Origin of the sequence: Candidatus Seribacter sulfatis (assembly GCF_964187635.1) — a bacterium.
GTDB classification, from domain to species: Bacteria; Verrucomicrobiota; Verrucomicrobiia; order Opitutales; family Seribacteraceae; genus Seribacter; species Seribacter sulfatis.
Genome location: NZ_CAXLMO010000095.1, coordinates 1 through 20,328, shown reverse-complemented (window position 1 = coordinate 20,328; position 20,328 = coordinate 1). Strand labels below are relative to the sequence as shown.

Genomic DNA, 20,328 nt, shown 5'->3' with positions numbered 1-20,328 from the left:
TCAACTGATTTCAGGGGGAACTACCATGAAACAAAATTGCTTTTTATTCCTTTCACTCATTATTTTCGGCTCACTCTCTGGAAAAAAGGATCACTTTGTTCCCTTGTACAACGGAAAGGATCTAACCGGTTGGCAAACTACCGGCAACTGGCTTCCGCAGAAGGATGGCTCTCTTTTGATTAAACCTAAACCCGACCAAAAGGGTTGGCAGCGGTATTCTGATTATTTGATCAGTAAGAAAAAATATGGGGACTTCATTCTCACTCTCGAATACAAATATCTACCCAAAGGAAATAGCGGAGTATTTTTTAGAATCGGGGACCCTAAAGACCCAGTGAAAACGGGTATCGAATGCCAGATTCTTGATTCCACAGGAAAACCCGATGATCAAATGGGTCATCATGACCACGGTGGCATTATCCGCACTGTAGGCCCGAGTAAGAATATGTCCAAAAAACCAGGAGAATGGAATAGGATGGTAATTGAATGCCGGGGGCATCACCTCAAGGTTGCCCTCAATGGCGTGGAAATCGTAAATTACTGGTTGGATAAAAAGGGAGAAGGCCAACTCACCGGTGTGTCCGACCGACCGGTTGTCGGTCATATCGGTCTGCAGGATCATGGCGAACCTAACAATTTATATTTTAGGAACTTGCGAATTAAAGAACTGTAAAAGATTTGTATAGCATTCGGCCTTCATCTTTAAATAATGAAGGTGAATTCATTACAATATTTTACCTTGCGGTAGCTTTTACAATAATTATAATGAATTTCATCCGTCGCCTTTACATTTCATCCCTCTTGTACATACGAAATCCGTATTCTCTTTTTCTGAAATTTTAAAAATTGCTTTGATGATTTTAATATTTTCGTTACGAGTTGCCCCTACTTGCAGGTCTTAATTCTTTTTATTTGTTATTATGTGTTTTATCTCTTGTAATCAAAGTGAGTTGGGAGGATGTTATCATTTCGATAAGCCCTCAAATTCATTGCCCATCAATAACTTAAAATGAACTTATACTGTAATTCATTTCGTATTTGGCTATTGCCGATCCTTTTTTGCGTACTTTGCGAGAACCTTCGAGCACAAGAATGGCTCACTGTAGAAGATGGTAACACAAGCTCGCCCTACTATACCTTTGAGACCATACAACAAGTGCCCATAGACATCTCGACCTACGGCTTCCAGCGGGGACAATCCTATGCTTTCCTGCCCCAAGGAGTTTCCACCAACCATCCCTTCATGATCGGTGAACACAATGGTGATCTGAATTCATCACTTTTGTCCGTTGTTGGTGGGGGAACTGTGACACCCCTTACCTATAATACCAGCAACCTCATGATTACCATTCCCAGCAACTACAGCGGGAACTTGGTTTATTTCTCAACCACTGACACTTCCGTCCATTACTACCTTTCGATCGTAGACCCCCCTGGTGGCAACTATCAATCATCGGGCGGCGGGTATCAGTCCGGTGGGGGCGGGTACCAGTCCCCAGGAAGCTCTTACCAACCGGTATATGACCTTAATGCGAGCCACCTCACCAATCTTTCGGTTCAGGTCAATCAGTCCCTCGCGGGAAAATATTCATTCTTCAACAGAACCAACTCCTCCGGTTCTCCCGAGATCAGGCTGGAATTGATGGAAGTAGCAACCGGCCAATGGCAACCACAAGGAATTGCCAGCAGCCTCTATTACTTAGCCAAACCCGATCTCTTTCCCTCCATTCCACACATCTACGATTATCTCACCTCAATCAACCTTAGCCCGGTCAACGGCTATAAACCACCCGGGGTCAACTACCAGTCTTCCGGTAGTGGATATTCTTCTCCCCCCATTTACGAAACCACAGCAACACTTTTGGTTAACAATCAACCTACCTCCATTACTGGAATTCCACGGGCAGCAACAGGAAGCACATGGTATCAAAGTTTTACCGCAGAAAATTCAGCTAAATTAACCAAGTTTGCATTTGCTACAAATGGATCCTTTTCAGCAACAGCTGATGTTACAATTAGAGAAGGTGAAGGCGTAGCAGGCAACATACTTCATTCCGGAACATGGACCGGACTTGGAAGTAACACTAATAGTTTCAACGAATATGAAATTACTAATGAAGTTCTGCTTACTAGTGGGCAGAAATATACTATTCAATTAGAAAACCAAACAGCGGGGGGCTTTATAGGCTCTAATCCAGGTCAGTACAACGGTGGTATGTTCTACTATTCAGGCTACAGTGGCGAGTACGGGGATTTAAAAATGAAGATTTGGGGCCAGTTGAAAGCTACCGGCAATGCCATCGACATCATCTCACCTGCTACAAATGATCAAAATATCACTGATGATAATCACACCCTTACGATCTCTTACAACTACCAATCCGATTCGGGTGGATACCAAACTCCAACCTGGGCATACCGGATCGATTCTGGCTTCCCCAGTTATGGTTCTCCCCATGGAGGCACTCAGGTTACCGGGTCCAGAACCAAGAATAACTTTCTGAGCGGACAAACCTATGGAAGCAAAACGGTTTATGTCGCTCTGCTTGATCAAAATGGAAATCTTTATAACCCACCGATCACTCTAAATAGAACTTTAAACTATCAGTCTTCTGGCGGTGGCTACTCGAGTCCAGGCAGCGGCTATAGCTCGCCGGGCAACGGATACAGTTCACCCGGTGGCGGTTATTCAAGTGCTGGTAGTGGATATTCATCTCCCCCCATTTACGAAACCACAGCAACCCTTATAGTTAACAATCAACCTACCTCCATTACTGGAATTCCACGGGCAGCAACAGGAAGCACATGGTATCAAAGTTTTACCGCAGAAAATTCAGCTAAATTAACCAAGTTTGCATTTGCTACAAATGGATCCTTTTCAGCAACAGCTGATGTTACAATTAGAGAAGGTGAAGGCGTAGCAGGCAACATACTTCATTCCGGAACATGGACCGGACTTGGAAGTAACACTAATAGTTTCAACGAATATGAAATTACTAATGAAGTTCTGCTTACTAGTGGGCAGAAATATACTATTCAATTAGAAAACCAAACAGCGGGGGGCTTTATAGGCTCTAATCCAGGTCAGTACAACGGTGGTATGTTCTACTATTCAGGCTACAGTGGCGAGTACGGGGATTTAAAAATGAAGATTTGGGGCCAGTTGAAAGCTACCGGCAATGCCATCGACATCATCTCACCTGCTACAAATGATCAAAATATCACTGATGATAATCACACCCTTACGATCTCTTACAACTACCAATCCGATTCGGGTGGATACCAAACTCCAACCTGGGCATACCGGATCGATTCTGGCTTCCCCAGTTATGGTTCTCCCCATGGAGGCACTCAGGTTACCGGGTCCAGAACCAAGAATAACTTTCTGAGCGGACAAACCTATGGAAGCAAAACGGTTTATGTCGCTCTGCTTGATCAAAATGGAAATCTTTATAACCCACCGATCACTCTAAATAGAACATTAAACTATCAGTCTTCTGGAGGCGGATACAGCTCACCAGGCGGGGGCTACTCAAGCCCCGATAGTGGATACTCCACTCCAGCCAACGGCTATAGCTCACCAGGCGACGGGTATTCCTCTCCTAATTCCGGGTACACTTCGCCAAGCGATGGATACAACTCCCCGGATAGTGGATACTCCACTCCAGCCAATGGCTACAACTCACCAGGCGACGGATATTCCTCTCCTAATTCTGGGTACACTTCGCCAAGCGATGGATACAACTCCCCGGATAGTGGATACTCCACTCCAGCCAACGGCTATAGCTCACCAGGCGAAGGATATTCCTCTCCTAATTCCGGGTACACTTCGCCAAGCGGTGGATACAACTCCCCGGATAGTGGATACTCCACTCCAGCCAACGGCTATAGCTCACCAGGCGACGGGTATTCCTCTCCTAATTCCGGGTACACTTCGCCAAGCGATGGATACAACTCCCCGGATAGTGGATACTCCACTCCAGCCAATGGCTACAACTCACCAGGCGACGGATATTCCTCTCCTAATTCCGGGTACACTTCGCCAAGCGATGGATACAACTCCCCGGACAGTGGATACTCTACTCCGGCCAACGGCTATAGCTCACCGGGCGAAGGATATTCCTCTCCTGATTCCGGTTACAGTTCGCCAAGCGATGGATATGAGTCAATCCCCGCTTTACTCGCTTTTGTAAACACAGTTGGTCATGAATCTGACCAAGACGGAATTATACTATCTGGCGAGATCCTTAGGGAAAGTGATACAAACAACGACAATATCATGGTTGGCTTCCTGCTTTCAACAAACATTGATCTTCTACTGAATGATCCATTCACTCAGAAAGTAATCGGGGAATTTAAGAATGAAGGGTTATTCACCGGTAACTTTAATTCAACATTGGATGGTGTTATTTACTATAAAGCATTTGCGGAAAATGAAATGGGGGTCAGTTATGGAAAAGTAAATAAGATCGCAGTCATCAAATCTACTAATTCGCAGGGTCAATCCCCTACTGAAAAAGCCATTTCAACGCTTGGGGAAGACTCGATTGAACTGCCTGGCGGGTGGAACGATAATTCTTGGTTTGGTCTCTACAAAGTGTATGAAAACGGATGGATTTATCATTCTGCACATGGGTGGTTGTATTTATCCGCCGATAGTTCCGATGGTATTTGGGCATGGTCTGAAAAAAGATCATGGGTATGGTCATCGAAAGAAATTTATCCATTTCTATACCAACCCAGTATTGGTAATTGGATTTATTTCCTCACCTCGAAAAACGGACAAGTTTATTTCTTCAATTATTCTACCAATTTAGTGGAAGTTAATATCCCCTAATTCACAAGTATATCCGTCTAGCTTGTCGCTCGACAGGACTTTGAAAAAGTGCGTGATTAAGATGCACATTTCTTCATCGTGAAAAAGAACCAATCAATGACTGTAGGCAAAGGTCAAAAAGAAAGGAAAACTCAAACAGTCTCCTTACTTTTTGAAGGTATACTATCTCTTCTTTGCCTCGCTCTCTTCACGATCACGCCCCTTTTGTTCGTAGAAATAAAACAAAATGAATGGGTGTCTGGATTTATTCCTATTCGAATGATCAATGCAGAACTCAAATTTTGTGCTGTAATTGTGATTGTATCCCTCATAACCGGATTAATCGGGATTAGAATTCATCTTAATGCATATATCTCACGCTACCCCCCCTCTTTAATTCTATTTTGCGGGATTTTCATCCTGGCGATTCTTTTATCAACTTATACTGCCCACAATACTACCCGGGCATGGGTCTCCTCTTTCATGTGGCACCTGCTTCCCCTGGCCCTGGCATTATCATTAAGTCAATTACGATGGAATTCAAAACGACTTCTCGTTTGGACTGGTTCGATTCTGCTCGGTGGAGTAGTATCTAGTTTGATTGTAATGGATCAACATTACCAATGGACTGATTGGAGCCATCGATTAACCAGACTGGGGTATGGGGGAATTATTTTTAATCAAAATTTTGCTGCCGAGTACCATGCCCCTCTCCTTCCGATTGCATTGGGACTAACCTTCTATGTGAAATCCCGAAAAGTTAAATTTTCTCTGATCGCCATTCTGCTTCTAGTTTTGCTACCTGCACTTTCCCTTTCAATGGCTCGAGGTGCATGGGTCGGATTGATTGGTAGTTGTACCATTACAGCTGTTATTTCTCTAGTTGTACTTGCTAAGAAACGAAAATTAATCGAACCAAAATACTTCAAATATTTTTGTCTAATTCCATCTTCTTTTCTTTTGCTGGCAATCGCCTTGCCTCTTTATTTATCTACTTCAGATTATTGGAAAAAAGGGGCATTCACCCAAAATACCAACAACACAGCCAAGACCGAATCTGTAGAACTGGTAGAGCTTAAAAGCATAACTACAAGAGGAAGTGGCAGGCGAATAGCGCTGTGGCAGGATGCAATCAAGGCATCCACCTCAGGCGATTTCCTCTTGGGCAAAGGAACGGACCATTATGAATTACATTTTCATGAAGGTGCAGAAATATCAGACAAAACAACAGGCGGAACACTGGTTCGTTTTGTTCATAATGACTTTTTACAAATTTTATATGAAAATGGCATTATTGGTTTGGTTGGATTCCTAGGTATTTGGTTGGTTGTGTTCTGGAGAGCCCTGCTCTCTGCATTGGTCTGCTGTAGATCAAATGACCTTACTACTTTTGGCTTAATTATTGCACTTACAACTGCCTGCATTACCTTTCTCATTGAAAGTTTCTTCGAATTCCCAACCCGATCTCCCTGCGCACTTATTATAGGATGGACAAGCTTAGGCCTTCTTTTGGCCGTTTCGATGGATAAGAAAAAGAGTAAAACTGAGACTACTCAAATTCCAATTAAACCAAAATACAATCTTCTATTGGGAACACTTGCAGTTTTAATTATTCCCTATGGATGTATCCTGGCCAAAAATCTTTTTTGGTCTAATATTTTTCATTTTCAAGGAAGGATTGCTGGAGATTACGGTGAAAAGGAAAAAAGTTTAAAATTCCACAGAAAGTCGATTTCATATGCACCCTGGGAACACCATTCAAGAAAGTGGGAATGTTTTTACCTGTTAACATTAAAAAAACAATTTCCTGAAGCCCTTGAAGCAATCAATAATACACTCAAGGTACATCCGGGTTGTTTAGTCGCTCATCAAAATAAAATCTCAGTACTGTTGAATGAATTCAAAGACAAGAACATGGCCATACAAGCCTACCGAGATATGAAAAAAGCGGCCCCCTTTCATCCCTACACTGAACAGGAGTCTCAAAAATTTCCCTCCCTGAAAAGATGAAAGTTTATGGGATTCAGCTCCAATCCTGAAAAGATGAAAGTTTATGGGATTCAGCTCCAATCAGAATGGGAAAATAAAGATGAAAATTTTCGCAGAGTAGACACACTTTTAGAGAATTATAAAATCGAAAAAAATTCCCTACTTATTTTACCAGAAATGTTTGCCACAGGCTTTTGCCTAGAAACCAACAAAACACTCCTAAACGAACCGCAGAAGACTGAAAACTATCTTTACAACCTATCTAAAGATAAAGAATGCTGGGTAATTGCCGGTATGACACAGCCCAGTGAACAAAAGGGGGAAGCTTATAATTGTGCAGTCACTTTTACACCAAATGGTGAAAAAGTACTCTGCACACCTAAGATTCATACTATTCCAATATTAGGAGAAGATAAGGTTCATACCAAAGGTTCTACTGTGGAGAACTTTAAACTTAATTCCTTCTTTGTTACTCCCCTTATTTGCTATGACTTACGTTTCCCAGAGGCTTTCAGGTTAGCAATTACTAAGGGTACAGATGTTTTTATTATAATTGCCTGCTGGCCACAAAGTAGAATCGAACATTGGACAACCCTACTTCAGGCAAGGGCGATTGAAAACCAGTCCTATGTCATTGGAGTCAATTCTGTGGGAAAAGAACCAAATATGAAATATGGCGGACGATCACTCATTATTGACCCAACCGGCAAGGTGCTGGCAGATGGGGGAGAAAGCGAGTCAGTAATTGAAGGAATAATAGAGAAAAGAATTATAGAATCATTGCGGCAGAAGTTTCCCGTACTCAATGATATTAGAACAGATTTAAGTTAATCCGTAACTCGAGAACGAATTTCTATTCAACTAAGTAGACCAAAGGGATTTTGGTAAATTAATCTTGGCTAATATTCGGTCAATTTTGATAAGTTCATCTTTAGAAAAAGCGGTTTGTTTAACCGCCTTCACATTCTCTAAGATTTGAGCAGCGGAACTTGCACCAATCAAAGCACTGGTTACCCGGTTATCTCGAAGGACCCATGATAATGCCATCTGAGCCAACGATTGACCACGCTGTTCCGCATGATCGTTTAACTCCCTAATTACTGTAAGGTTTTGCTCACTTAACTCGTTTTTTCGCAAGGGGGAATTTTTTATAGTTGCCCGAGAACCCGCAGGTAAGCCACTCAGATATTTATCGGTCAGTAGACCCTGGAAAAGAGGACAAAATGCGATTATACCAAGTCCCTGCTCCTCACAGGCATCAATCAAGCCATCTTCAATCCAGCGATTCAACATCGAATAATTAGGCTGATGAATTGCGAGAGGAGCAAAATTGCATTCTTTCGATACTGAAACCGCGTCTTGAGTTGATTTTGCGGAATAGCTGCTGATGCCTACATAAAGAGCTTTTCCCTGACTCACCGCGGTATCCAAAGCACCTATCGTTTCATCGAGTGGGGTATCCGGATCAAATCGGTGCGAATAAAAGAGGTCAAAATAATCAACCTTCATTCTTTTCAGCGACTGATCGAGACTAGCAAGCATATATTTCCTCGAACCCCACTCCCCATAGGGGCCAGGCCACATATCATAACCTGCCTTACTCGTGATCAAAATTTCATCACGGGGTAAGTCCTTTAGGATTTGACCCACATTTGATTCAGCCGATCCATAAGGTGGACCATAGTTATTAGCTAGATCAAAGTGAGTAATGCCTTGATCGAATGCCGTATAAATCATTTCCTTTTGATTACTGGTCGGTGAACCACCCCCAAAATTGTGCCAACATCCGAGTGTAATTGCAGGCAGTTTGAGCCCCCACCTGCCACATTTTCTGTATGGCATTCGCCCATCATAGCGGGATGGATTTGGACTGCTTTTCAAAACGAACTAAACGGGCAAGTAATCAGGAATCTGCTTCAATCGTTTCGCCTTCTAACTCCTCGTCTTCCGGTTCAACTTCAAGTTGTTCACCAAGATATTCTTTTACACTGAGGTCACCAACGAAGGAAAGCCCATCTCGCCTTTCGACCACATGATATCTTTCAACATATTTTTGCACCACATGTATTTTGGCATCCAAAGGCTGAACAATAAGTAGTTGGAGGTGAAACTCCTTGAATAAATCAAGGAGGTATTGAGAGAATTCATCATCCGTCTTACTGAACATTTCATCCACTGCAACCAATCGAAAAGTTTCGGTCTGTTTTCCACCCACATCAATTCCATATTGGTATGCAATTGCGGTTGCCAAAATAGTAGACGCCAACCGGTTTTTTTCTCCCCCAGATTTTCCGGCTGCCCCACTGTAACTTTGTCTTAAAGTATCTTCATCCTTATAAAACTCATCCGCTCGGAATTTAAACCAATTTCTTACGTCGATTACCCGTTCTGTCCAATTGGTATCGAGTTCCAATTCGGCTAAAAAATGCTCCACTCGATGATACCGTTCCCGTCTACGCTCATCTTCGTCATCTGCTTCTAAATCTCCTTCCAATGCATGGCGACGAAGTTTTTTAAACTTACGAACGCCATCATCTCCTGCATCTTCAAACTTGAGTTGAATATAAGTCTCTTCTTTCCGGTCAAAGGTCACGCGAGAAAGGTGTTCATTTAATTCATTAATTCTTTTTCGTATTCGATCCCGGTGGGATTCTAATGCTTCACTAAAGCCAGAAACCTCTTCGGGCACCTGAACGCGGAGAAGTTCTTCAAAACGAAGTCGATTTTTAGCCAAGTCCTCCTCTTGTATCTGTCTGCGAATTTCCTCAAAAGAAGCGTATGTTGAATCGTTATAACCCTCCTCCAATTCAAGATTTAATTCGTCGCGAAATGCTTGATTTTTTGCATCTGCAATAAATCGTTGCATTGCGGCAACATTCTTATCCCGAAACTTATCCAATCCAGAATCAAGCTTATGAATCTTTGCATCTAATTTATGGGAAGCAAGGCGGGCAGATTCTTCAATATCATCCGGTTTTTCCGGAGGTTCACCAAACTCGGTTGCGATATCCTTAAATAATTCTTCTCTTCTCTTTTCGGCCAATTCCCGGGTTTCTGAATCAGCACTGTCTTCGCCGATAGTCTCCTCAATAAATTCGTCCATACTCTTGACGAGCAATGAACGAAGTGAGGTCATACGGGATTCATTTCTTTCCGCTCGTGCTTCAACGCCACCGATTCTTTGCAATACCTCATCTCTAGTATTCTGACTTTCTTCCAACTGAACCGTTGCACTGTCTCGGTCTTCTTTTAGCTTTTTCAGGACATCAGAGCCTCCTACAATTACCCGTTCCTCCTCCTCTAAGTCTGCGATACGAGTAGCCAATCCAAGTTGATCGATATCAGAAAATTCATTAGCACAGGCTTGAATTTGGGCACCAGAACGTAGTTTGACCCGACTGGATTGCCTTTCTAACTCCGCTTCCCTCATGGCTCGACCCGAGTTATCAAGTTCCTCACGCCATTTGATCAGAGAATCATCAAGAGTTCTTTGCTTAGGATTCACATCCCAACCAAGTACCCAATTTGTGGCATCATCGAGATATCTTGAGTCATCTTTATCTCGGAGCACTCCGTCACTTTTTACTAATCCTTCTAAAGTTAATGCAAACGGATTTTTGATAAATTCCTGATCTCTCATCGATCTACAAATATGAGGAAATCGATCTGCTAATTCAGATCGCAACCAAGTCTGCCTCGACTTCTCCATTTCCGGACGGAGAGAAAGTTTGGCAACCACAGAGTCATCATGTAATTTTGGATTTTTTCGATCCGACTGGGGGCAAATAAATGAGAGTCGCTCTCCGAGGTGGTTAACTTCGAGGAAAGCTTCCGCCTCCTCCGCTAATTTTTGTGGAACGACAACAGTCAAAGAAAAGTTCCGAAGCAGTCTTTCGATAGGACCGGTCCATTTAACTTCATCCGGGACAACCTGTATTAATTCCCCCACAAAAGGTAACTCTTTGGCATCCCGGTCCAATGCAGTTGCCAAACCACTTCGTAGACGGGCAATTTCAGAAGGAATATTTGAATTAGCTTCCAGAAGATATCTTCTTTCCTCCTCTAAACTATCTACTTTTGCCTTCGCTTTTTTGAGAAGGTAAGAAATTTCGGGAATCTTTTCATCAATTTCTACGACCTTGGCTTCGAGCCTTGGAATTTGATTATCAAGTTCGCGACGAAGAGTTAGAAAATCCTCTTCTTCTTGTACTGTTGTACCCTTCTCCCAAGAAGACAGGTGCCTTTCAAAAGTCGCAGCTCTTTTCGAAACGACCTCACGCTTATCTCGTAAACGATCCATCTCCGCACCCACCTGTTCTAGCCGACGATTTTCATCGCTGTCGGCAAGTGCGCGTTCAAGGTGATTCAACTTTTCCCGCAAGCGGTCCACCTCGGTTCGGGCACTTTTTAGTCGTGCCCTTTCTGCTTCCTCCTGGTGCTTGAGTTCAGTAACCCATTCAACACGACGGTCAAGTTCAGCTTGCGCATAGTACGGTTCAATTGAATTGCGAAGTTCATCCGCATAAGTGCGTTCTTTATTCGCTTCAAGAAAAGAGGTATGCGTACTTTTGATTTCATCCAATTGCTCGAGTTGATAGGCCGCAGTTTCGATCCGACGGTGAGTACTTCTCAAATCGTCAAAGCGTTCCTGCAATGCAACTAGTTTTTCTTTGGAACCTCCATCATCCAACATATGCTCACGAATAAATTGGGTTAGATCCTTCACATCCTTAATACAGACTGCCTGATTAAAAATGGACATTGGAGAACGATTGCCAAGATCCGTATCCATAAAAAGCATCGATTCGAATTTTTTATGGTACGCCGTAAAGGAATCAAAAACGGTCAAATTCCGTTCTTTAATTAAGCGGCGAATATTATCTACATCCCCCAGGTTATTAAAGTCTTCATCCACGGAAAGTTTTCTTTTCTCAACTACATAAACCTTATCCACCTTCCCGCCGGGAAGGCACCAAAGGACTTGAGCAATCGATACATCTGTCTTATAGGCTTCATTGTAAAAATGGGCCAGTAATACGGTATAAGATTCACCGGGTTTGCGGAGAGTCTCCTTTCTGCCCTGTCCAGTAGTTGCATCATGAATTTCTGAGTAAGCCCCCAAAACATAATCCCGTTCATTTCTTTCACGACTTCCTGCCTGACTTGAGGCTACATTATAATTCCGGACACGATTCGGTACAAGCAGCGTGAGAAGTGCATCCACGATTGTTGACTTCCCAGAACCATTCCGTCCAGTCACCATGGAAGTTCGTCCATCCGGGCACATGGAGTAGACTTCGTTATGATTCATTTCTTTCACGACTTCCTGCCTGACTTGAGGCTACATTATAATTCCGGACACGATTCGGTACAAGCAGCGTGAGAAGTGCATCCACAATTGTTGACTTCCCAGAACCATTCCGTCCAGTCACCATCGAAGTTCGTCCATCCGGGCACATGGAGTAGACTTCGTTATGAAATGTACCCCAGTTTAAAACCGAAAGTTTGTGTAATCGGTAACCGGCAGTTGATTTATCCGGCGAAAATTCAAGTTCGAGTTGTGATTCAAGCATCTTCATCCTCCATATCTTCTTCTAGGTCGGGTGATCTTCTTTTTATTTGATCACGAATTTCGGCTAATTTTTCAGGGGGCAGCTTTGCTTTTATTATCCGTTCAACGCGATAAAGTCCCCCCTCTTTATCCCGTACTTTTTTTAGAATTCCCCATTCTTCGAATTTAGTAACCAAGGCGGAAATCTGGCGGTGTATTTTTTTCTCATCATGTAACTCCGGGTAATAGGGAGTCATGGTATCTCTCAAATCCATTGCAGATCGATAGAGATGATCCCCCTCCTCTTGATTCTGCTCGAACCTCATTAGTTCCTCGCGCAAAAGAACCATGAAAATAGTTTGGTGATAAGAAAGACGGGTACGGCGAAGAACTCGTGGCAGAGGTGCTTCAGTTCCATCATCCCAACTTTCCACCTCCGATTCTTCGATCTCTTCTCGTTGACGGACAAATGCATAGCCAGCCGAATCATCGCGGGCGACCTCCATTCCGATTTCAAAAAAATGGTTTCGTATCTTGTCCCATTCCGCACCTAAACGACCCCAAAGATCTAAATCTTCCTGATAAATCGGTCCATTAAGGAGACGAACAATGACATGACGGTGAGTGATAGCTGGATTCATAATAAATTTCGTTGAAAAACAAGTTGTTGTACCTCGACAAAGCGAGGTTGCGAAGGCCGGTTTAAGTCGATGCTAATAATTTCGTCCGATAAAATTTCATGCCGATTGTCCTCTCCTGCAATTACTCGGTAACAAACAACATCTACAATTCCCCGTTCTAAGGGAAACTTTTCAACTATATCGGTGAGGCTAATTGTTTCGTTTTCTTCTAGCACCTCATCAACCCGGTCCCTAAATTTTGCTAAATCAAGTGGCTCGCCGACCGAATGAAGAATTTCATTCATCCATTTAATATCGTCTGGCTTTGCTTTCTGTACCTTGGCGAAGGGCTCCACTGCCTTGGGTTCCCAAAATTCAGCCTCCATAAGTGTGAAGAACTGGGCACGTATATCGATTTCAAATTCCCAATCCTCGGGCGGTTCATCTCGTAATTGGAAAGCCTGTTGTCGAATGGAGGTTAAGGTTTCTCTAATTTGTCGACCTGAACCTCCTGCATGGTCTCCCACAACCTGACGAAGTTTTCGACTAATTCGTCCATAGGCTCCATGGGCAGCACCGGCTTCGCCAAACAATCGTTCACCTAAATTACTAAATACTTTTGTTGGATCCAATCCACGCTTTCGGGCGATATCTGAGGTCTGTTCGGCTAATCCTCGTAATTTCCGGGCCAATGCCGGATTGGTCATCATCGTGCGAAAGCCAAAATAACTCTTCCCCTGATCGCAATCCCTAAGTTCCTCGTCCGCATCAAGAACTCGCTCCACAATATCTCCTTTGGATGCAACCCCTTGTGCATAGAGCTTAGAAATTTCTTTTGCATGGTCTTTAAAGAATTCTTCAATCGCGCGGAAGTCAGAAAGGAAATGCTCTACCAGGTCGGACAAATCATAAACCTGATCACGAATTACATCTTCTCCAAAGATTGGCGCTTCCCCAGTTTCCTGAATTTTACGAATTTCGTCATCAATGTCTTCTCTTTTACGTACTAACTCGCGAATCCTTGCCTCAGGATCTGCATTCACTCCCTGAGTAAGATTTTGCATCTCAAGCATAATACGGTTGAATCGAGATTCAGTGGTTGCATAACCACGGTGCTGCATAGCCAGTAAATCCTGTAACCAGCTGAGTACTTTTTCGGAATGCCTAGTTAAACGAAATACATATTCTTCGCGATCTTCATTGTAAGTTTTCGTCAGGTATCGATGTTCCTCGTCACACCATTCATCTAAGTATTCTTGAGGTAACCTTTTAGGTGCGTCAAAATCCTCAAGTTCACGCATTTGTTCGATATGTTCAGACAAAGTGCCAACTAACTCCTCCTCCGATGCTTCCACCACCCCCCAATGCTTGAATGTTTTAAAAAAGAACCCAGCAACAAAGGAGCCCAATCTACCTCGCATTAAGCGTAATGCAGGCGACTCGTCAAAAAGGTGCAAAAAATCTTCGTCCATATTATATCAATATTAAATTCTTATCTCAGATTGAGAACCTAAGATCTCAAGTCAAAGAGAAGTTATTACCAATCGGAATTGCTTGTGAAAAACATTTCAACAGTCATCGATTTTTGAACTGTTTACAGGGACTAAAAATGAACCCTTTTTTAATCCCTTAGCTGAAGTCTCCTCATTTGATTTCCGCCCCCAATGTAAAGCGAACCACTCCAATAAGAAATATTTTCTGCTTCCCCACCGACATCATACCGGGCAAGCTCAAGACCAAGCTCCAAGTCAAAAACGCGCACTTCATTCAAATTGCCCAAAGCAAGGAACAGGCGGCCTTTTTCATCAAATGCAACTCCCTTGGGCTCTACTCCAGAGGGAGAAAAATCCACCAAAGTCCAAGAATCCACTAAAATTAAGTCCTCCGGTATATCATAAACAACTACCCGGGAGGCATCCGGTTCTGCCGCAACTAATTGTTTTCCATTGGGACTCATTGCTAATCCCTCCACTCTTACCAAATCGTCATTGAGAATTCCCACATAACCAATATCGGGTCTAATTCGGTAAATAGTACCGGAATGCGGAGAACTCACAAATAAATCCCCATTGGGGGCAATTGCCAGATCCTTCACCGTTCCGAAACGGTAACCATCATAAGAATCGGCAAGAACCTCAAGTTTATGCGCAGAGGGTGAAATACGAAGTAATTTTCCGGTACCCGCATCAGTAACTAATACCCTATTTTCCTTGTCTACCCGAATTCCTTCCGCTCTGGGTGTCAAATCACCAACTGGGGAGATCCATTCTTCTAAATCGATAAAAACTTCAGGTTTTGTATTAGGGCCCGCACTATATTTCCCAATTTGACCCTCTTTTTGAAAGTTAGCCAAAAAAAGATCACCTTGTTCGGAAAATGCGATTCCTCCATTTTGCTTCAATCCTGGAGTAATCAGTTCTGTGGTAACTAATTCAGCGGGTGGAAGAGTGTCCCCATTACCAAGCGAAACCATACTAATTGGCTGTTGGGAAGTTTGCACACATCCGAACCCTCCCCCAAGCAGGAGAAAGATATTCGTGACATACCAATCTAATCTATTTTTCAAGTTAGTTCCAAAAGCTTAGATTACCAAACAACTTACCACTGGTTTATTCAAAGAAAAAAAGTTACTATTTTTAAATTAAAAAAAGGATATGCATCAAGATTCAATACTAGCAGCAAAAAATGCATGGCAGGAGGCCGAAGCCATTCTAGTTGGTGCTGGTGCAGGGATGGGAGTAGATTCTGGTCTGCCTGACTTTCGGGGGAAATCAGGATTTTGGAAAGCCTATCCACCTTTGGCCAAGATGGGGATCGAATTTGAAGAGATGGCCAACCCATATTGGTTCACCCAAAACCCTTCGCTTGCTTGGGGATTTTACGGTCACAGGCTTAATCTTTATCAAAAGACTAAGCCCCATCGTGGTTTCAATATTCTACTCAACAAGTTTAAAGAAGAGAATATTCCAATGTTTGTATTTACTTCGAATGTAGACAGTCACTTTCAAAAAACGGGGTTTGAAGAAAATCAAATTATGGAATGCCATGGTTCTCTGATGCATTTTCAATGCATTGAAGAGTGCGGTCAGCCTATTTGGCCAATCGGCCCAGATTTACTTTTACAGATTAACCCCGACAATTTACTCGCCAAAGAACCATTACCTAGTTGCCCGCAATGTGGTTCGCTTGCACGCCCAAATATTCTTATGTTTTCTGACTTTGCCTGGAATAGTACCAGAACTTATGCACAAAGACAAAGGTTTGAGAAATGGATCGAGAAATTCAAAAACAAAAACTTACTTATTATTGAGTTGGGTGCGGGCACAAATATTCCAACTGTTCGATTAACATGCGAAGAAGTCTATCAATCGGCAGGAAATCATTTTATCAGGGTTAACCCCGGAGAATCTGAGTGCGGATTAAAAAACACCTTATCTCTACCCATGGGAGCAAAAGATGCAATAAAAGCAATCTCTCAAAATTACTAAAATATTCTCCTACGGTTATTATAATTTGAAATTTCCTGAATTTGAAAGTTCGGATTACCGTTAGCCGAAGCCATTAAAGATCAATCGATTGATTTCTCTAATTTAACAAGAAACAAATCTTTCATCTTTTTGGCCGAACCAATCATTTCCAGATCATACTGAACATTACCGGTGGAAATTGCATCCCCCCCACCATGCCCAGTAAGTTCAAAAAGGTAATACGGATCATCCCGGTCCACATCGACGAGACAAGTGTAAAGGAGTGAGGGTTGTCCAAGCAAAGGGTCGGGGAAATCATCACTTGAATCTTTTGGAACATTAATCTCCACGCAAAGCACAAATTCATTTCCCTTTCCTGATTGAAGATAAGGATCCAAAGCAAAGCGGTGTGCTTCCGTTGCCCCACTTACCGCATCTATTTCTCCGGATGGAGAAATTCCAGAAAACAAGGTGTAACGATGACGCCAGAGTGGCAAAATATGACTCCGCTGAGTTCGGTAATCCTCCCAGAGTGGAACTTCAGAATAAGCAAGGGATTGTTCAAGAAACAAAGTCTCAATCATTGATCCAATCGTACTTTCTGCCCATATCGCTATGGAAGGCATAGGATTTAAATCTTCACGAAAACTCAGGTTGATCGATAGCCCGCTTCCATTGCCGTCCTGACTTTTTCGAACGATCCATTTTCGATGAGGTGCAGGTTGATCAAAACCAACGAGGTTTGAAGATCTAACAATTTGGGCACTGTTCTTATGCTCGTAACTATTTTCGATTAACCAAGAGGCAGGAGGCAGGTTATAAATCGCGGTGTAGACTAAAAAACCACAGGCAATACCGATCATAAGTACCTGTAAACGTGCTGATACCCTATATTTCCCTTTGGCAATTCGATTTCTGAAGTACGGTACACGTGCCACAATATGCAGAATCACTAAAACTAAAGTGACGAATCCTGCAATAACATGAATGTTCGTGACAGAAAGTGAAAATGGCTGAAAATACGCCAAGGTGCCCGTAGCAGCTAAAGCTGAAAAGCTAAACAAAAGGCCAAAATTGACCAGGTGTCTCATCTAACTGCTAATGTCCACTCTTACTCGGGTTATTAACTAATTTTGTCCCATCAAAACCAATTAATTTCCTGAGTTCCTTGATATGCGACTGACCCACTTCTTTTGGAGAGGCTTTATGTTTTTTACATAGCACTGCAGCATAGCCAGTCGCAATTCCCATCTGTCCGCAGGTATTCATAACCCGTGGTCCGCAGAGTCCAACGTGAGTGCAACTAAAGCATCGACCAGCCATCATTAAATTGGAAAGATTTCTTGAATAAAAACTACGAAAAGGAATGAAGTAATATCCTCCGGTTTTATGAAACATAGCCGTTGATAGAAAATCTTCCTTGGCTCCTTTTAATTTTCGTTGGTAATGACCGTCCACCTCACGTTTCTCCACAACCACAGCATCCGGGAACTCCCGGCGTTTAATCGCATCATGCATATCGTAAATGTGATCCCCCATCAACCGACGGGACTCTCGCTTCCCACCAACATATGCGACCCATTTCAATTTATTTGGAGCATATTTTGGGTTTTTCTTGGCATTGGAAAATGAGCCAAATATTGCACGTAACATGTGATCACGAATTTCTTCCGCATCATCAACTTGGTTAAGATCATTATCAGAATATTCCCAATACCATTCTCCCTTGGAAGCGACATGTTTGCCTGACACCGGAATGGCCCATGGAACCTTGGGGAAATCCTGTTTTTGATTGGTTCGCTCGCTATTCCATAAAACACTTGTTCCCATGACCCGGTTATCCGCTTTCTTTGGACTCCATAAATCACCATATTTATCCCAGCCTTCATCATGTTGAGAAGCTGCTTCACGGCCATAGCGGTAATCAGCTCCAGCCCAGTAACCCAGCCAACCGTCTCCAGTCGCATCAATAAAAACCGGTGCACGAAATCTTTTTATCCTACCACCCGTTACCTCTCTTGCCTCTACACTGAGAATTTTATCTCCCTTTTTCTCCAATCCACAGGCGGTATGATGAGCGAATAAATCAACGCCGGATTCGGCCATAGTTTTTTCTCTTTTAACCTGATCCACTTTGGCTTTTTCATTTCCATTTGGATAATGAATCGTGTCGATTGAGTTGAGAATGTCTGAACCATAGCCATGGATACCAAGGGTATGAACCCTGATCTCCTGGCTGGCATTACCTCCAAAAAGTGGACGATCCTGAATCACCGCAACCCTTAGTCCTTGTGAACGAGCGGCAAGTGCAGCTCCACAACCAGACATACCCCCTCCAACAACAACAAGGTCGAAAGTCAACTCCTCGACTTTTTCCTTCGACCGACCGGCGAGCACATCCTTCCAGTCAGATAATTCCTTTAGATCATCCTCCGGCAAAGACGGATTTGATTCCTTGGTAAAAAATATTGCATCACAACGTCCATCAAACCCAGTCAGGTCGCGAAGGGAAATTTTGGTTTTTCCAGCTTTCGCAATTTCGACCGAACCACCGGACTGCCAGTGCCAGGACTCCTCCGCTTCTCCAAAAGTTATCTGAAGAGGCTTGCCTTCAACCAAGACCTGAAAGCGTCCCGGTGACTGCCACTCCCCTTTACACCAGTCCCGATTCCTGACCCAGACATTCCATTTACCCGGCGTAGGCAAATCCACTACAGTCTCAGCATCTTCAACCGGTTTACCCATTCCATGGGCCAATAGATAATTTCCACCCATCTGTAAATAATGCTGGGTATCGATTTTCCAACCACCCGTTTTGGCAAAGGAGGAGGCCTCAAGCAAAACACCCGAACGACTTAACGCAGCACTGGGCTTGGCGCCCATTAAATAATTAGGAACACTAAGAGAGGCAACTCCAACCCCACCTATTACGCGAAGAAATTCTCTCCTTTTGGGAGTTTGTTTTTTCATAGTTCTGATAGAATTATAAGAAGATCAAGAAAGGATATCCTTGATAAGATGTCCGTGAATATCGGTTAAACGAAAATCTCTGCCTTGAAATGGATAAGTGAGTTTTTTGTGATTCACTCCCATAAGATGCATAATTGTAGCGTTCAGATCATGAACATGTACTGGGTTCTCGGTAATGTTATAGCAATAGTCATCAGTGGCTCCATAAGACATGCCTTTTTTAATTCCTGCTCCCGCCATAAAAATAGTGAAGCATCTGGGATGATGGTCCCGGCCATAATTTGTTTCTGTCAGTTTACCCTGTGAGTAAATGGTTCTACCAAACTCTCCTCCCCAAACAATCAGAGTATCTTCCAATAGTCCTCTTTGTTTTAGGTCCTGAATCAATGCTGCGGTGGGTTGATCCACATCCCGGCATTGTCCCTTAATTGCGTTGGGTAAACCACCGTGATGGTCCCATCCCATATGAAATAACTGAATGCATCGAACATCGCGCTCCGCCATACGTCGAGCAAGCAGGCAATTTGCAGCGTAGGTTCCCGGCTTTAAAACATCCGGTCCATAGCTGTCTAAAATATGCTTTGGCTCTTCGGAAACATCCGTTAATTCGGGGACACTGGTCTGCATGCGAAAGGCCATTTCATATTGCGAAATACGAGCATCAATCTCGGGATCTTTGACCAACTGATGATCCTTTCGGTTAAGCATAGCCAATTCGTCCAACATATCCCGCCTCATTGAACGGTTCATTCCTTTCGGATCGGATAGATAAAGAACCGGATCGCCCGAATTTCTGAATTTCACCCCTTGGTGTTGTGTGGGAAGAAAACCGGCACCCCAGAGTCGATCATATAACGGTTGATCATTTGGACGACCCGTGCCCCATGAAGTAAGAACCACATAAGACGGCAATTC

14 protein-coding genes are annotated in these 20,328 nt (G+C 43.2%); 5 read left to right on the top strand and 9 right to left on the bottom strand.

Annotation, left to right across the window (positions count from 1 at the left end):
* The 4 genes from ACKPQ5_RS08805 to ACKPQ5_RS08790 all read left to right on the top strand — a co-directional run.
* Nucleotides 1-673 (top strand): 3-keto-disaccharide hydrolase (locus ACKPQ5_RS08805; RefSeq protein ID WP_407678737.1); only part of this gene is annotated, 673 nt, incomplete at its 5' end.
* Nucleotides 674-1,045: 372 nt separating this feature from the next.
* On the top strand, nt 1,046-4,837 hold the full coding sequence (locus ACKPQ5_RS08800; protein ID WP_407678736.1) for a hypothetical protein: 3,792 nt from the start codon (nt 1,046-1,048) through the stop codon (nt 4,835-4,837).
* 78 nt (nt 4,838-4,915) lie between these two features.
* Entirely contained in the window at nt 4,916-6,826 is a 1,911-nt protein-coding gene (locus ACKPQ5_RS08795) for an O-antigen ligase family protein (RefSeq protein ID WP_407678735.1), read from the top strand.
* A 6-nt stretch (nt 6,827-6,832) separates the two neighbouring features.
* The gene (locus ACKPQ5_RS08790) at nt 6,833-7,636 is read left to right on the top strand and encodes a nitrilase-related carbon-nitrogen hydrolase (RefSeq protein ID WP_407678734.1); all 804 of its coding nucleotides are present in this window, start codon (nt 6,833-6,835) and stop codon (nt 7,634-7,636) included.
* A 30-nt stretch (nt 7,637-7,666) separates the two neighbouring features.
* Here the strand turns inward: ACKPQ5_RS08790 and ACKPQ5_RS08785 are convergent, their stop codons facing one another.
* The 6 genes from ACKPQ5_RS08785 to ACKPQ5_RS08760 all read right to left on the bottom strand — a co-directional run bounded on the left by ACKPQ5_RS08785 (nt 7,667) and on the right by ACKPQ5_RS08760 (nt 15,542).
* The gene (locus ACKPQ5_RS08785) at nt 7,667-8,647 is read right to left on the bottom strand and encodes an aldo/keto reductase (protein ID WP_407678733.1); all 981 of its coding nucleotides are present in this window, start codon (nt 8,645-8,647) and stop codon (nt 7,667-7,669) included.
* 61 nt (nt 8,648-8,708) lie between these two features.
* Nucleotides 8,709-12,116: an ATP-binding protein gene (locus tag ACKPQ5_RS08780; RefSeq protein ID WP_407678732.1), complete on the bottom strand. Its 3,408-nt coding sequence runs from the start codon at nt 12,114-12,116 to the stop codon at nt 8,709-8,711.
* Nucleotides 12,106-12,378, bottom strand: a complete 273-nt coding sequence (locus tag ACKPQ5_RS08775) for an ATP-binding protein (protein ID WP_407678731.1) — start codon at nt 12,376-12,378, stop codon at nt 12,106-12,108. Before ACKPQ5_RS08775 ends, ACKPQ5_RS08780 begins: the two co-directional genes overlap by 11 nt.
* Entirely contained in the window at nt 12,371-12,997 is a 627-nt protein-coding gene (locus tag ACKPQ5_RS08770; RefSeq protein WP_407678730.1) for a DUF4194 domain-containing protein, read from the bottom strand. The genes ACKPQ5_RS08775 and ACKPQ5_RS08770 overlap by 8 nt, the downstream gene beginning before the upstream one ends.
* Nucleotides 12,994-14,448: a DUF3375 family protein gene (locus ACKPQ5_RS08765; RefSeq protein WP_407678729.1), complete on the bottom strand. Its 1,455-nt coding sequence runs from the start codon at nt 14,446-14,448 to the stop codon at nt 12,994-12,996. The genes ACKPQ5_RS08770 and ACKPQ5_RS08765 overlap by 4 nt, the downstream gene beginning before the upstream one ends.
* Before the next feature lie 149 nt (nt 14,449-14,597).
* Nucleotides 14,598-15,542, bottom strand: coding sequence for an SMP-30/gluconolactonase/LRE family protein (locus tag ACKPQ5_RS08760; protein WP_407678728.1), 945 nt, complete (start codon nt 15,540-15,542; stop codon nt 14,598-14,600).
* Between the two features lie 88 nt (nt 15,543-15,630).
* Between ACKPQ5_RS08760 and ACKPQ5_RS08755 the strand changes: the two genes are divergently transcribed.
* Nucleotides 15,631-16,464 (top strand): SIR2 family NAD-dependent protein deacylase, encoded by an 834-nt coding sequence (locus tag ACKPQ5_RS08755; protein ID WP_407678727.1) that lies wholly within the window; start codon nt 15,631-15,633, stop codon nt 16,462-16,464.
* A gap of 80 nt (nt 16,465-16,544) precedes the next feature.
* Here the strand turns inward: ACKPQ5_RS08755 and ACKPQ5_RS08750 are convergent, their stop codons facing one another.
* From ACKPQ5_RS08750 to ACKPQ5_RS08740, 3 genes are all read right to left on the bottom strand, one after another.
* Nucleotides 16,545-17,534: a DUF4405 domain-containing protein gene (locus ACKPQ5_RS08750; protein WP_407678726.1), complete on the bottom strand. Its 990-nt coding sequence runs from the start codon at nt 17,532-17,534 to the stop codon at nt 16,545-16,547.
* 7 nt (nt 17,535-17,541) lie between these two features.
* The gene (locus ACKPQ5_RS08745) at nt 17,542-19,413 is read right to left on the bottom strand and encodes an FAD-dependent oxidoreductase (protein ID WP_407678725.1); all 1,872 of its coding nucleotides are present in this window, start codon (nt 19,411-19,413) and stop codon (nt 17,542-17,544) included.
* Between the two features lie 24 nt (nt 19,414-19,437).
* The coding region (locus tag ACKPQ5_RS08740) for a DUF1501 domain-containing protein (protein WP_407678724.1) at nt 19,438-20,328 on the bottom strand (891 nt) is incomplete at its 5' end.

Excerpts from the sequence above, each read along its gene's own strand:
- ACKPQ5_RS08765 (WP_407678729.1), bottom strand. The coding sequence starts at position 14,448 with ATGGACGAAGATTTTTTGCACCTTTTTGACGAGTCGCCTGCATTACGC.
- ACKPQ5_RS08785 (WP_407678733.1), bottom strand. The coding sequence starts at position 8,647 with ATGCCATACAGAAAATGTGGCAGGTGGGGGCTCAAACTGCCTGCAATT.
- ACKPQ5_RS08755 (WP_407678727.1), top strand. The coding sequence starts at position 15,631 with ATGCATCAAGATTCAATACTAGCAGCAAAAAATGCATGGCAGGAGGCC.
- ACKPQ5_RS08780 (WP_407678732.1), bottom strand. The coding sequence starts at position 12,116 with ATGAATCATAACGAAGTCTACTCCATGTGCCCGGATGGACGAACTTCC.
- ACKPQ5_RS08745 (WP_407678725.1), bottom strand. The coding sequence starts at position 19,413 with ATGAAAAAACAAACTCCCAAAAGGAGAGAATTTCTTCGCGTAATAGGT.
- ACKPQ5_RS08775 (WP_407678731.1), bottom strand. The coding sequence starts at position 12,378 with ATGCTTGAATCACAACTCGAACTTGAATTTTCGCCGGATAAATCAACT.
- ACKPQ5_RS08790 (WP_407678734.1), top strand. The coding sequence starts at position 6,833 with ATGGGATTCAGCTCCAATCCTGAAAAGATGAAAGTTTATGGGATTCAG.
- ACKPQ5_RS08770 (WP_407678730.1), bottom strand. The coding sequence starts at position 12,997 with ATGAATCCAGCTATCACTCACCGTCATGTCATTGTTCGTCTCCTTAAT.
- ACKPQ5_RS08750 (WP_407678726.1), bottom strand. The coding sequence starts at position 17,534 with ATGAGACACCTGGTCAATTTTGGCCTTTTGTTTAGCTTTTCAGCTTTA.